Source organism: Streptomyces sp. NPDC001507 (genome assembly GCF_042894765.1).
GTDB lineage: Bacteria > Actinomycetota > Actinomycetes > Streptomycetales > Streptomycetaceae > Streptomyces.
Map to the genome: position 1 here is coordinate 175,025 of NZ_JBIAVV010000014.1, position 13,564 is coordinate 188,588.

Consider the following 13,564-nt stretch of genomic DNA (forward strand, 5'->3'; position numbering starts at 1 on the left):
GCGCTCAGCGACAGTGCGTCAGCGCGAGACCTTGCCGGCCTTGATGCACGAGGTGCAGGCGTTCACGCGCTTCGGCGTCCCGCCGACCACGGTACGCACACGCTGGATGTTCGGGTTCCAGCGGCGGGACGTACGGCGGTGCGAGTGCGAGATGTTGTTGCCGAAGCCCGGCCCCTTGCCGCAGACGTCGCAGTTGGCAGCCACGGGTCACTCCAAAGACTTCAGATGCACTTACGGATGAATCCCGGCGTGCCGGGATCGAGATCCTGGGGATCTGAGATCTTGAGTGGCCTGCCAGGGGAATGGCCCGATCGGATCGGGCAACCGGAGCAGCATACAACGACCGCGTCCGTTAGACGAAACTAGCATGGCAGCTCAGGGGCCCGCCCCCGGCCCTCTTCCGGCGGACACCCTTCCGGGGTCTACGCTGCGTCCACGTTCGGCCGGCTCAAGGAGGCGCAGGTGGCGCAGGTGCCGCAGACATTCTTCGATGCTCTCGCGGTACGCACCTGGTGCGGACTGTCGCTCGGGGCCCTCGGGCGGGCGCGCGAGGAGATCGACGCGATCAACGTCTACCCCGTGGCCGACGGCGACACCGGCACGAACCTGTACCTGACGGTCGAGTCGGCCGCGGGGGCCGTGGAGGCCGTCTTCGCCGGCTACGAGCTGGGCGAGGAGGTGCCGACCCTGGCCGACGCCGTCCGCGCGATGGCGCACGGCGCCCTCATAGGCGCGCGCGGCAACTCCGGCACGATCCTGGCGCAGTTGCTGCGGGGCATGGCCCACGTCCTCACCGAGGGTGAGGCGACTCACACCGACGCGGACCGACTGCGGCTCGCCCTGCGGCACGCCGCCGACGCCGCCCGCCAGGCCGTCGCGCACCCGGTGGAGGGCACGGTGCTCTCGGTCGCGGCGGCCGCCGCCGACGCCGCCGACACGGCCGAGGGCGACTGCGGGGCGGTCGCCCGGGCCGCCTACGAAGGCGCGTGCAAGGCGCTCGCGGCGACGCCGGGACAACTGGCCGCACTGGAGCGGGCCGGGGTGGTGGACGCCGGCGGCCGGGGGCTGGTCGCGGTGCTCGGTGCGCTGGTGGAGGCGTTCACGGGGGAGACGCCGGCCGCTTTCGACCCGGACGCGCGCGTGGCGGGCGGGGTCGTCCACGCGCGCGTGGACGCCGTCTCCGGCGCCCAGGCCGAAAGCTGCGCGGAACGCGCCGGCGGACCCTCGTTCGAGGTCATCTACCTCCTGGAGGCCGAGGACGCCGCCGTGGACCGGCTGCGGACCCGGCTCGACCTCCTGGGTGACTCCCTGGTGATGGTCGGCGGCGACGGCCTCTGGAACGTCCACGTGCACGTCGACGACGCCGGCGCCGCCGTCGAGGCGGGTGTGGAGGCCGGGCGCCCCCACCGGATCCGGATCACGCACTTCGGCGCCGGAGACGTGCACACCGGCGGGGCGCGGCCGCCGCGCGAGCGGGTGCAGCGGGCCGTGGTGGCCGTCGTGCCGGGGGAGGGGCTGGTGGGGCTGTACTCCGAGGCCGGCGCGACCACCGTGCTCGCGCGCCCGGGGGAGCCGCCCGCCAGCGGGGAACTGGTGGACGCCGTGCGCCGCGCCAACGCGCGCGAGGTGGTGCTGCTCCCCAACGACGCCGACCTGCGGCACACCGCGGCCGCCGCGGCCGAACAGGTCCGCGCGGAGGGCATCCGGGTCGCCCTCATCCCGACCCGTTCGGCGGTCCAGGGCATCTCCGCGCTCGCCGTGCACCAGCCGGACCGCCGCTTCGACGAGGACGTCGTCCAGATGACCTCGGCGGCCGGCGCCACCCGCTACGCCGAGGTCGTGTTCGCGGAGCGGCAGTCCTGGACCATGGCCGGCATCTGCCAGGCCGGGGACGTACTGGGGCTGATAGACGGGGACGTGGCGGTGATCGGCTCGGACGTGACGGCCACCGCCGAGACCGTCCTCGACCGCATGCTGCAGGCCGGCGGCGAGCTGGTCACCCTCGTCCTCGGCGACGAGGCCCCCGACGGCGTCGCCGACCGCCTGGAGGCACGCGTGCGCGAGGCGTACCTCGCCGTCGACACGGTGGTCTACCGGGGAGGCCGGCAGGGGGCCCCGCTCCTCATCGGCGTCGAGTGAGCCCCCCGCGTCGGTCCTCGTTCACTCCTCCGTGGGCTCCAGCAGCTGCCGGGCCTCCGCCCGCCGGGCCCGGACCGTCTCGTCGGCCGGGTCGGCGCCCTCGTAGGCGTCCAGCACCGCACGCGCGCGTGCCGTCGCCGCGGCCGGCCTGCTGAGGTCGGCCTCCAGCCAGCCCGCGGCCAGTTCCGCGGCGGTACGGCTGTGCAGCCCGTCCTCGCCGAGCCCGGCGAACACCGAGATCGCCGCCGTCATCTGCGCGAGCGCCGCCTCGAACGCCTCCTGGATCGCCGGGTCGTCCGCGTCCTCCGGCACCGAACGGGCCAGCAGGTCGCCGAACTGGCGGTGGGTGTGCCCGAGTTCACCGGCGAGCCGCTCCACGGCGGCCGGGTCCCCGGCCGTCTCCAGCGCCGTCTCGCACTCCCGCACCGCCTCCGCCATCAGCCGCCGCGCGCCCTCAGCGCCCGCCTCCGTCCGCAGCGCCAGCCAGGCGCGGGCCCGCAGCGAACGCACCAGGAAGTGCACGTTGCCCACCGCCCGCCACAACTCGCCCGCCCGCGTGTACGCCCGGTCCGCCTCCGCGGGCAGCCCCGCGTTGCCCAGTGACTCGGCGGCCAGGTGAGCGAGGGTGGCGTGGTCGTGCTGCTCGGGCCAGTGCCGGGCGATCTCGGCCGCCTGCAGCCGCCGTTCGGCCGCCGCGTGGTGCTCGCCGAGCTCGCTCAGGCAGTCCCCGAGCCACCATTGGGTCTGCACGACCGCGCCGTCGCCGTGCGTCTCGGCGCTCAGGTCGGCCAGCGCCGACTCCAGCACCTCCGCTGCCTCCGCGAACCGCCCCTGCCGCAGCAGGAAGCCGCCCAGCTGGTGCCGGGCCCAGGCGCCCAGCGTGCCGCTCTGCCCGGCCTCGTCGGCCCAGTGCGCCGCCTCCAGGGCATGCTCGGCGGCCTCCTCGGCCGCGCCCCGGCCGCCGACCACCTCGGCGAGCTGGAGATGCAGCTGGGCCCGCCCGACCGGCTCCACGTACGACCCGCCGTGCTCCAGCGCCGCACGCAGCGCCCGCTCCGCCTCGGCCAGGTCGCCCTGCTCGTGGGCGAGCGCGGCCACCCGCACCTCGTACTCGACCGCGAACCACGGCAGCTCCGCGCCCACGAACTGCGCCGTCGCCTGCCGGAACAGCTCGCCCGCCCGCTCCCCGTCCCCGGCGTGCTCGGCCAGCTCGGCCAGCATCGCCCGCCCCTCGGCCGCCCGGGACACCAGCCGCAGGTCGGACCCGCCGCGCCCGCCGACCAGCGCCAGCAGCTCCCGTACGGCCTGCTCGGCGTCCCCGGCCCCCGCGGACCGCTCGTGCACCCGGCGCATCAGGATCCGCGCCCGGCTCATCAGCACGGACGCCGTCTGCCGCACCCCGGTCGCGTCGTCCGCGTAGAGGGCGAGGATCCGGTCGTACGGCTCGTCGATCGCGGCCAGCGCCTCGTCAAGCTCCCCCGACAGCGCCCGGACGTAGGCGGCACGCGCGCGTGCCGCGATCGCCTCGCCCTCGTCGCCGGCCTCCGCGTACAGCTCCGCCGCCCGCTCGAACAGCTCGACCCCCTCGGGGCCGCGCCCCATCGCCATGTGGTCGGCGATCTCCGCGCGGACGTACGTGTCCACCTCGGTCTCCTCGGCGGCCCGCGCCACCGCGGCCCAGGCCTCCAGGGCGTGCGGCCGGAGCGTGTCCGACTGCCGGCGCGCCTCGGCCAGGAGCGCGGGGAACGACGGCTGCTCCGACGGCTCCGGCGCGGGAGCCGGGGCGACCGGCGTGCGGGGCCCGGCGGGCGCCTTCCGAGGCGCCCGCACCCCCAGCGGCAGCCGGTCCACCAGCGGCCGCTGCGCCATCCGCTCGCGCAGCTGGTCGCCGACGTAGGAGGTGCCGTTGCGGGCGTCGAACCGCGCGGCCAGCTCCAGGGCCTCCGCGCGCGCGTGCCCGGCGAGTTCTCCTGCGGTCCACGCCCGCCCGGCGGGCCCCGGCACCTGCTGCCCGCCCAGCCCCAGCCCGGTCAGCCGGTCCATCAGCAGCGCCACCACGGCAAGGAAGTCCATGCGGCTGCGTGGCTGCCCGGTGTCCGTGAAGTAGGCGGGACGTTCCGCCAGCAGCTCGAGACCGCGCGCCTCGTTGCCGGTCAGCGCACAGAACTCGACGTGGTCCGCGTAGGCGCCCCGCATGCTCTCCATGGGGCGCACCAGACGGAAACCGCGCAGGTGGTGAGCGCGGGCCTCGTCGACACGGCCGAGCCGCAGCAGCGGCACCAGGGAGGACGCCAGGACCGTGTGCGGCTCGTGGGCGCAGCTGTACTCGCCGTCCAGCACCGGCCCCCACAGCTCCAGGGCCGCCTCGTCCCGGCCGTTCTTCAGCTGCCAGCCGCCCTGCCCGTGCAGCTCGCACGCGTGGCAGTCGGCCATCCGGTCCCGGTCCGCCGCCAGCCAGGCCGCGTACGCCCGCTCCGCGCGCGGCAGGTCACCGACGTGCCCGGCGACACTGAACTCCGCGCTGCGCACCGCCCGCTCGGAGTGCCCGGCCAGCCGGTAGCGGTGCTCCATCTCGCCCAGCCACTTCTCGATCGAGGCGAGCGGGATGTGCGGCTGGTCGAGCATCCCGGCCGTCATCCACTTGAAGACCCAGTGCAGCGAATGCGTCTCGTACTCGTCGAAGTCCTCGGGCCGCTCGTCCCACATCCGCAGCAGCCGCGCGAACGGGACGAACATCTTGTCCTTCTCGGAGCTGTAGTTGTAGACCTTCAGCTGGTGCCCGAGCGCCTCGATCACGGCGAGCGGGATGTTCAGCCGCTCGGCCGCCGCAAGCAGCTGCTCCGCGCGCGCGTTGCGGGCGGGGCCCTCCGGCTCCTCGGAGTTCTCCGCCATCGCCCGGCGCAGCGAGTCGAAGTCAGCAATCTCCATCAGCGATCGTCTTCCCCATGAGTGGCCCACTCCAGGAGGCCGATGAACGAGCGGTTGAGCAGCGCCGAGTCGGCCGGGCGCAGCGGGCGCTGGGCCATCAGCAGCGCCTGACCGTAGAGCGACTCGGTCGCGGTGCCGATCAGCTCCGGGTCCTTGAGGGCGCTGATCCGCCGGACAAGCGGGTTGAGGTGGTTGAGCACCAGACGGGCGCGGGGCGCGCTGCCGCGCAGCGAACCCAGGATGCCCGCCCACAGGTCGTCGGCCTGCTCCTCGGCCTCCGCACGGGCCTGTTCGTGGCGGGCGGCGCGGTCGTCGAGGTGGAGGGCGGCGACCGAGAGGGGGTGGAAGGCCCTCAGTGCTATGTCACATTGCAGTGGGTCCAGCTTGGCCCGCGCCACCCCCAGGAACCCCGCCACCGCCAGCTCCTCCGCCGGATCCACGGCGTCCAGATGCGCGGTCACGGTGTCCGCGTCCAGCTCCGCGACCACCGTCCCGGGCCGCACCGAAGGCAGCGCCTCGACCAGCTCGCTGTCGTACGTGTAACCGCCGTTGATCACCCCGATGCCCTGCGCGGAGGCGATCGGCGCGACCTGCCGGTACTCCTCGACCGTCCGGGTGAAGTGCACCACCGGGTGCCGCTGCGCGAACTCCTCCAGCGAAAGCTGCCCGTCCGTCGTCTCGAAGGGGAGCCACGGCAGCATGGTCCGCAGCATCTCCGCGTCGTGCCGGGCCAGCGACTTCACCCCGAGGTGGTGCACGGACAGGAACGCGGAGAGCCGTTCCGGGTCCCCGGCCGCGAGCCCGGTCAGCCAGGACCGAATCCTTTCGCCGAGCGCCTCCCGTACGGCCGCCAGCGTCTCGTCCTCGTACAGCGACTCGCGCGAGGCGGTCGGCCGCAGACTGTCCGTGTCCAGGACGCAGCGCACGAAGAACGCCCAGTCCGGCAGCAGCTGTTCGGCCCGCTCGGTGAGCAGCATGCCCTTGATGTGCACGCGGTGCGTGGCCCGCTGCGCCGGACTCACCGCGGACGGCAGCACGTACGCCACCCCGCGGATCCCGGCCAGCGGCACGTCCAGCGCGATCGAGTCCAACGGCGTGAAACCGAACAGCTCGTGACAGTGCCGGGCCAGCGCCACCCGCCGGGTGCTGGGGGAGGGGTACGGCCGGTCCCAGGGTGCCGGCAGGTCGGTGACCGCCTCGTCGCCCACCCGGACGTCGTACGGCAGCAGCGAACCGAAGTCCCGCGCCAGCGCGAGCACCCGCCGCTCGTCCAGCCACTCCGCCGCACCCGCCCGCGCCACCAGGTACACGGTGGTACCGGGCTCGGGCCGGGCCTCGGGCGCCAACGTCCTTACGGTGTACGACCCGTCGTCCCGGGCCGTCCACTCCACGGGCGGCGCGTCCGGCGTACGTGCGCTGCGGCTGACCACCCGGATCCGCTCGGCGACCACGAAACAGGCCAGCAGCCCGATGCCGAACTGGCCCAGGAAGTCGGAGCGGGCCTCCTGCAGCCCGTCGCCCCGCTTGGAGCTGCGCCCGATCGTGGCGAGCAGGCTGTGCACGTCCGACTCGGTGAGCCCGACGCCGCTGTCCTCCACCCGGAGCGAGCTGCCGTCCGCGTACAGCCGCACCCGCGCCGGGGCGTCTGGCTGCTCGGCCCGTCTCGCGGTGATCGCGTCCACGGCGTTCTGCAGCAGCTCGCGGAGGTAGACCTTGGGGCTGGAGTACAGGTGATGGGAGAGCAGGTCCACCAGACCACGCAGGTCGACCTGGAACGTATGAGGTGACTGTGATGCCTGGGATGACTGTGAGGTCTGGGAGTCCATCGTCGCTGCGCCGGAGGGGGGAAGAGGTGGTCGGCGCGGGGTCGGGCGGTCCCTGGTGGGGCGGTGACCGCGGAAGGATGGCCGGAGCGCGCCATCCTATGACTCAAAACGGCCGCCTGACCAGGGGTTTCCCGAGACATATACGGCATTGTCAGTGGTGTGGTGTGCAATGGATCTCGTGCCCGCACTGCAAGAACCACTGAAGAAGGTGCTCGGCCCAGCCACCGCGAAGGTGATGGCCGAGCACCTCGGCCTGCACACCGTCGGCGACCTCCTGCACCACTACCCCCGCCGATACGAGGAGCGCGGCCAGCTCACCCACCTCGCCGACCTGCCCATGGACGAACACGTCACGGTGGTCGCCATGGTCGCCGACGCCCGCCTGCACACCTTCGCCTCCGCCAAGGCGCCCCGCGGCAAGGGCCAGCGCCTGGAGGTGACGATCACCGACGGCAGCGGCCGGCTCCAACTGGTCTTCTTCGGCAACGGCGTGCACAAACCCCACAAGGAACTCCTGCCCGGCACCCGCGCGATGTTCGCCGGCAAGGTCTCGGTCTTCAACCGGCGCCTGCAACTGGCACACCCGGCCTACGAGTTGCTGCGCGGCGACGACCCGTCCGAATCCGTGGAGACCTGGGCCGGAGCCCTGATCCCGCTCTATCCGGCCACCGCCAAACTGGAGTCCTGGAAGATCGGCAAGGCCGTCCAGACGGTCCTCCCCAGCGCCCAGGAGGCCCTGGACCCCCTCCCGCCGGCCCTCCGCGAGGGCCGCGGGCTGGTCTCCCTGCCCGAAGCCCTCCTCAAGATCCACCGCCCGCACACCAAGGCGGACGTCGCGGCGGCCCGCGACCGCCTCAAGTGGGACGAGGCCTTCGTCCTCCAGGTCGCCCTGGCCCGCCGCCGCCACGCGGACGCCCTGCTCCCCGCGGTGCCCCGCCGACCGGCCCCCGACGGCCTCCTGACGGCCTTCGACGACCGCCTCCCCTTCGCCCTCACGGACGGCCAGCAGAAGGTCTCGAAGGAGATCTTCGACGACCTGGCGACCGAACACCCGATGCACCGGCTCCTCCAGGGGGAGGTGGGGTCGGGCAAGACGCTGGTCGCCCTCCGCGCCATGCTCGCCGTCGTCGACGCGGGCGGTCAGGCGGCCATGCTCGCCCCCACCGAGGTCCTCGCCCAGCAGCACCACCGCTCGATCACCGAGATGATGGGCGAGCTGGCCGAGGGCGGCATGCTCGGCGGCGCGGAGCACGCCACCAAGGTCGTCCTCCTCACCGGCTCGATGGGCACGGCGGCCCGCCGCCAGGCGATGCTGGACCTGGTCACGGGCGACGCGGGCATCGTGATCGGCACACACGCCCTGATCGAGGACAAGGTCCAGTTCCACGACCTCGGCCTGGTCGTGGTCGACGAACAGCACCGCTTCGGCGTCGAACAGCGGGACGCCCTCCGCGGCAAGGGCAAGCAACCGCCCCACCTCCTCGTCATGACCGCCACCCCCATCCCCCGCACGGTGGCGATGACGGTCTTCGGCGACCTGGAGACCTCGGTCCTGGACCAGCTCCCGGCCGGCCGCTCCCCGATCGCCACCCACGTCGTCCCCGCCGCCGACAAGCCCCACTTCCTGGCCCGCGCCTGGGAACGGGTCAGGGAGGAGGTAGGCAACGGCCATCAGGCCTACGTCGTCTGCCCCCGCATCGGCGACGAGGAGGACGACCCCAGGAAGGCGAAGAAGTCCGCCGAGGACGAGGCGGAGAAGCGTCCGCCGCTGGCCGTCCTCGACGTGGCCGACCACTTGGCCAAGGGCCCGCTGAGCGGCCTCAAGGTCGAGGTCCTGCACGGCCGCATGCACCCCGACGACAAGGACGCGGTCATGCGTCGCTTCGCGGCGGGGGAGACCGACGTCCTCGTCGCGACCACGGTCATCGAGGTCGGCGTCAACGTCCCCAACGCCACCGCCATGGTGATCATGGACGCCGACCGCTTCGGCGTCTCCCAGCTCCACCAGCTGCGCGGCCGGGTGGGCCGCGGCTCCGCCCCCGGTCTCTGCCTCCTGGTCACCGAGATGCCGGAGGCGAGCCCGGCCCGCCAGCGCCTCACGGCGGTCGCCTCGACCCTGGACGGCTTCGAGCTGTCGAGGATCGACCTGGAGCAACGACGAGAAGGCGACGTCCTCGGCCAGGCCCAGTCCGGCGCCCGCTCCAGCCTCCGCGTCCTCGCCGTGATCGAGGACGAGGAGATCATCGCGGAGGCGAGAGAAGAGGCGACGACCCTGGTCTCCCGAGACCCCGACCTCAGCGACCTCCCGGGCCTACGAACGGCCCTGGACGCCCTCTTGGACGAGGAGAGGGAACAGTTCTTGGAAAAGGGCTGAGCTGCAGCGCCCCGAAAGGGGCGCTGGGGGGTACCCCCGGCCGAAGGCTGGGGGAGGAATGCGCGAGCGACCACGACGCACCTGCTGCCAAACTGAATCCGCAACCACCCCGAACCGAGGATTCAAAATGACCCGCGTGATCGCCGGCGCAGCCGGTGGACGTCGGCTGACGGTGCCGCCAGGCACAGGCACCCGCCCCACCTCCGACCGCGCACGCGAAGGCCTCTTCTCCACCTGGCAGTCCCTCCTCGGCGGCCCTCTGGACGGCGAACGCGTCCTCGACCTCTACGCCGGCTCGGGCGCCGTGGGCCTGGAGGCCCTCTCCCGGGGCGCCGGCCACACCCTGCTCGTGGAGGCCGACCCCAGAGCCGCCCGCGTCGTACGTGAAAACGTAAAGAATCTGGGGCTCCCCGGCGCCGAGGTGCGAGCGGGCAAGGCCGAGCAGATCATCCGGTCCCCAGCTCCCGCACAGCCCTACGACATCGTCTTCCTGGATCCTCCGTACGCCGTCACCGACGACGATCTTCGGGAGATTCTCCTCACACTCCACTCCGAGGGCTGGCTCGCGCCGGACGCTCTCGTCACCGTGGAGCGCAGCACCAGAGGTGGCGTTTTCAACTGGCCGGCCGGCTTCGAGGGCCTCCGGTCCCGTCGCTACGGCGAGGGAACGTTTTGGTACGGTCGCGCCGCCGCTACGTGCGAAGACGCACGATGACCGGACCGGAGAGCGAGGGATCTCAAGTGCGCCGCGCCGTCTGTCCCGGGTCGTTCGACCCGATCACCAACGGACACCTCGACATCATTGCCCGTGCGTCCCGTCTCTACGACGAGGTCTACGTCGCGGTGATGATCAACAAGTCCAAGAAGGGCCTGTTCGAGATCGACGAGCGGATCGACCTGATCCGCACGGTCACCGCCGACTACGGCAACGTCCGGGTCGAGGCGTTCCACGGCCTCCTCGTCGACTTCTGCAAGCAGCGCGACATCCCGGCCATCGTGAAGGGTCTCAGGGCCGTCAGCGACTTCGACTACGAACTGCAGATGGCCCAGATGAACAACGGTCTGTCGGGCGTCGAGACGCTGTTCGTGCCGACCAACCCGACCTACAGTTTCCTCTCCTCCTCGCTGGTGAAGGAGGTGGCCCAGTGGGGCGGCGACATCGCCCACCTGGTTCCGCCGGCCGTTCTGGAGGCCCTCAACAAGCGTCTCGGCAAGGACTGATGGGGCTACAGTCGTCCCGTCCGTCTCCAACCCAGCTGTAGAGAGTGGCGAGCACAGGTGGACGTGCAGAAGAAGCTCGACGAGATCGTGAGCACGGTCTCCGGCGCCCGGTCCATGCCCATGTCGGCGTCGTGCGTGGTCAACCGCGCCGACCTGCTCGCGATGCTCGAAGAGCTGCGCCAGGCGCTGCCCGGCTCGCTCGCGCAGGCCGAGGAGCTGATCGGCGGCCGGGACCAGATGGTCGAGCAGGCCCGCATGGAGGCCGAGCGGATCATCGAGACCGCGCACGCCGAGCGGGGCTCGCTGATCTCCGACACCGAGGTGGCCCGCCGCTCCCAGGCCGAGGCCGACCGGATCCTCGCCGAGGCCCGTCAGGAGGCCGAGGAGGTCCGTGCCGACGCCGACGACTACGTCGACTCCAAGCTCGCCAACTTCGAGGTCGTCCTCACCAAGACCCTCGGCTCGGTCGGCCGCGGCCGCGAGAAGCTGCTCGGCACCGGCCCGGGCCTGGACGAGCAGGGGTACGAGGACGAGGACGCCCCCGAGCGCAGCCACGACCCCGAGACCCTGCGCCGCGACGCCGACGCGTACGTGGACGCCAAGCTCGGCGCCTTCGAGGCGGTCCTCGCCAAGACCCTGGAGGCCGTCGGCAAGGGCCGCGCCAAGCTGCACGGCCGGATCGCCTCCGACGCCCTCGGCGCCCTGGCCGACGACAACACGACCTTCCAGCACTCCAGCGACGCCGACTACCTGGCCGACCTCGCGGCCCTCGCCGACCAGGACGCCCGGGCGGCGGAGGCGGCCCAGGCCGAGCAGCCCGCCGCCCAGCCCCACCCGCAGCCGCAGTACGACCAGCAGCCCATGCAGCAGCCCGTGGCGCAGGATCCGTACGGCTACCCCCAGCAGCAGCCCGTCTACGCCCAGCAGGACGCGTACGGCTACCAGCAGGACCCCTACGGCTACCAGCAGGCCGATCCGTACGCCGCCGCCTACCAGGGCTACGACACCGGCCAGCAGCCCGTCTACGACCCCCAGCAGCAGGCGGCTCAGCAGCACCAGCAGCACCAGTCGTACGCCCTCGACGAGACCAGCCTCTTCGACACCAGCATGATCACGCCGGAGCAGCTGCGGGCCTACGAGCAGGGGCGGGGCCTGTAGCAACGCCTGGAGAAACCCGGCGGGGAGCGGCGGAGGACCGCCGGATTGGGCCGACAGCGAAAGGTCCAGTATCCTGGCTCTTCGGTCGCGTCTACGTCCGCGATCCACGCTGCCCGGAGGCTTCTCCGGACGGCGTCCCTCTGAACTCGTAGATCGAAAGCAGGAATGGCTCCTCACGCGCGCCTCGACCACCGCAACCCGTTCGTGTTCGACACACACGAGCTGGGACGGCGTCCTGGTGCCCTGCAGCGCCTGACCCGCACGATCGACGCTCCCGAGGACTTCGGGATCAAGGGGGTCATCGGAGTGCCGCAGGGTGCCCCGGTGGAGCTCGAACTCCGGCTCGAGTCGGTCATGGAAGGTGTGCTCGTCACAGGCACCGCCCGTGCACAGGCCGAGGGGGAGTGCGTAAGGTGTCTGGAGCCGGTCGGGCAGGAGCTCGAAGCCGACTTCCAGGAACTGTTCTCGTACCCTGACGCCGACGACCGGGGCCGCGTGATCGCGGAACCGGGCGACGACGCCGAGGACGACGAGGACAGGTTCTTCATCGAGGACGGCCTGTTCGACCTCGAACCCGTGCTGCGTGATGCGGTGGTGCTCGCACTGCCGATGCAGCCGGTGTGCCAGGACGACTGCCTGGGCCTGTGCTCCGAGTGCGGAGCCCGGCTCACGGACGACCCGGACCACCACCATGCCGCTGTCGACATCCGTTGGGCGGCTTTGCAGGGACTCGCCGGTTCCATGAAGGACGGCGAGAAGGACGAGATGAGCGGCGCTGACGCGGAAGCGGGCGTCGACGAGAAGCAGGAGAAGTAGCCGTGGCTGTTCCGAAGCGGAAGATGTCGCGCAGCAACACGCGCCACCGCCGGTCGCAGTGGAAGGCTGCGGTCCCCACCCTGGTTGCGTGCGAGCGCTGCCACGAGCCCAAGCAGCAGCACATCGCGTGCCCGTCTTGCGGCACCTACAACAAGCGCCAGGTCCTCGAAGTCTGAGCGGCCAGGTGAGAGGCACTGTGTCCAGTCCCAAGAAGGGCGATGAGCCCAAGGCGGACCCAACCGCCAAGAAGAAGACGGACAGCACGGCCTCGTCCCACACGCTTCTGGAAGGGCGGCTCGGCTACAAGCTCGAGTCCGCCCTTCTGGTGCGTGCGCTGACCCACCGTTCCTACGCGTACGAGAACGGCGGTCTGCCGACGAACGAGCGGCTGGAGTTCCTCGGTGACTCCGTCCTCGGTCTCGTCGTCACGGACACGCTGTACAACACCCACCCCGACCTGCCCGAGGGCCAGCTGGCCAAGCTCCGGGCCGCGGTGGTGAACTCGCGTGCGCTCGCGGAGGTGGGCCGCGGTCTCGACCTGGGCTCCTTCATCCGGCTCGGCCGCGGTGAAGAGGGCACGGGCGGCCGGGACAAGGCGTCCATCCTCGCCGACACCCTGGAAGCGGTGATCGGCGCGGTCTATCTCGACCAGGGCCTCGATTCGGCGTCCGAGCTGGTGCACCGGCTCTTCGACCCGCTGATCGAGAAGTCCTCGAACCTCGGAGCCGGCCTGGACTGGAAGACCAGTCTCCAGGAGCTCACCGCGACGGAGGGCCTCGGCGTGCCCGAGTACCTGGTCACGGAGACCGGCCCCGATCACGAGAAGACCTTCACTGCTGCCGCCCGCGTCGGAGGCGTCTCGTACGGCACCGGCACCGGCCGCAGCAAGAAGGAGGCGGAGCAGCAGGCCGCCGAGTCCGCCTGGCGCGCGATTCGCGCCGCGGCGGACGAACGAGCCAAGGCCAGGGCGGCCGAGCAGGCCGCCCGCGCCGAAGCCGAGGAGGACGACGGCCCGCCGTCGTCCGCCGCCTCCGCCTGACGAACAGCGCAGCCCGAGCGCCCGCCACCGTTCCACGGAGGCGGGCGCTCGGATCGTCCACGG

11 protein-coding genes are annotated in these 13,564 nt (G+C 72.2%); 8 read left to right on the top strand and 3 right to left on the bottom strand.

Annotation, left to right across the window (positions count from 1 at the left end):
• Positions 1-18: 18 nt before the first annotated feature.
• Positions 19-204 (bottom strand): 50S ribosomal protein L28, encoded by a 186-nt coding sequence (rpmB, locus tag ACFY0K_RS38740; RefSeq protein WP_003993230.1) that lies wholly within the window; start codon positions 202-204, stop codon positions 19-21.
• A gap of 258 nt (positions 205-462) precedes the next feature.
• On the opposite strand from rpmB, the gene ACFY0K_RS38745 reads away from it, so the two are divergent.
• Positions 463-2,139 (top strand): DAK2 domain-containing protein, encoded by a 1,677-nt coding sequence (locus ACFY0K_RS38745; protein ID WP_390643800.1) that lies wholly within the window; start codon positions 463-465, stop codon positions 2,137-2,139.
• A 21-nt stretch (positions 2,140-2,160) separates the two neighbouring features.
• On the opposite strand, the gene ACFY0K_RS38750 is transcribed toward ACFY0K_RS38745, so the two are convergent.
• Both ACFY0K_RS38750 and ACFY0K_RS38755 read right to left on the bottom strand, forming a co-directional pair.
• Positions 2,161-5,070, bottom strand: a complete 2,910-nt coding sequence (locus ACFY0K_RS38750; protein WP_390643914.1) for a tetratricopeptide repeat protein — start codon at positions 5,068-5,070, stop codon at positions 2,161-2,163.
• Positions 5,067-6,893 carry an HSP90 family protein gene (locus ACFY0K_RS38755; protein WP_390643801.1) on the bottom strand — a complete coding sequence of 609 codons (1,827 nt, stop codon included), beginning with the start codon at positions 6,891-6,893 and terminating at the stop codon, positions 5,067-5,069. The genes ACFY0K_RS38750 and ACFY0K_RS38755 overlap by 4 nt, the downstream gene beginning before the upstream one ends.
• 169 nt (positions 6,894-7,062) lie before the next feature.
• Between ACFY0K_RS38755 and recG the strand changes: the two genes are divergently transcribed.
• The 7 genes from recG to rnc all read left to right on the top strand — a co-directional run bounded on the left by recG (position 7,063) and on the right by rnc (position 13,501).
• Complete coding sequence (gene recG / locus ACFY0K_RS38760) at positions 7,063-9,267, top strand: ATP-dependent DNA helicase RecG (RefSeq protein ID WP_390643802.1); 2,205 nt, start codon at positions 7,063-7,065, stop codon at positions 9,265-9,267.
• Between the two features lie 58 nt (positions 9,268-9,325).
• Entirely contained in the window at positions 9,326-9,982 is a 657-nt protein-coding gene (gene rsmD, locus ACFY0K_RS38765) for a 16S rRNA (guanine(966)-N(2))-methyltransferase RsmD (protein ID WP_390643803.1), read from the top strand.
• Between the two features lie 26 nt (positions 9,983-10,008).
• Complete coding sequence (gene coaD, locus ACFY0K_RS38770; RefSeq protein WP_294004943.1) at positions 10,009-10,488, top strand: pantetheine-phosphate adenylyltransferase; 480 nt, start codon at positions 10,009-10,011, stop codon at positions 10,486-10,488.
• A 57-nt stretch (positions 10,489-10,545) separates the two neighbouring features.
• Complete coding sequence (locus ACFY0K_RS38775; RefSeq protein WP_390643804.1) at positions 10,546-11,646, top strand: cell division initiation protein; 1,101 nt, start codon at positions 10,546-10,548, stop codon at positions 11,644-11,646.
• 165 nt (positions 11,647-11,811) lie between these two features.
• The gene (locus ACFY0K_RS38780; protein WP_390643805.1) at positions 11,812-12,462 is read left to right on the top strand and encodes a YceD family protein; all 651 of its coding nucleotides are present in this window, start codon (positions 11,812-11,814) and stop codon (positions 12,460-12,462) included.
• A gap of 2 nt (positions 12,463-12,464) precedes the next feature.
• Entirely contained in the window at positions 12,465-12,638 is a 174-nt protein-coding gene (gene rpmF, locus ACFY0K_RS38785) for a 50S ribosomal protein L32 (RefSeq protein WP_003951102.1), read from the top strand.
• An 8-nt stretch (positions 12,639-12,646) separates the two neighbouring features.
• Positions 12,647-13,501, top strand: a complete 855-nt coding sequence (gene rnc, locus ACFY0K_RS38790) for a ribonuclease III (protein ID WP_294004786.1) — start codon at positions 12,647-12,649, stop codon at positions 13,499-13,501.
• The last annotated feature ends 63 nt before the right edge of the window (positions 13,502-13,564 follow it).

What these genes read in the sequence shown, in the direction of transcription:
- ACFY0K_RS38755 (WP_390643801.1), bottom strand. Translation starts at nt 6,893, where the DNA reads ATGGACTCCCAGACCTCACAGTCATCCCAGGCATCACAGTCACCTCAT.
- recG (WP_390643802.1), top strand. Translation starts at nt 7,063, where the DNA reads ATGGATCTCGTGCCCGCACTGCAAGAACCACTGAAGAAGGTGCTCGGC.
- rsmD (WP_390643803.1), top strand. Translation starts at nt 9,326, where the DNA reads ATGCGCGAGCGACCACGACGCACCTGCTGCCAAACTGAATCCGCAACC.
- ACFY0K_RS38780 (WP_390643805.1), top strand. Translation starts at nt 11,812, where the DNA reads ATGGCTCCTCACGCGCGCCTCGACCACCGCAACCCGTTCGTGTTCGAC.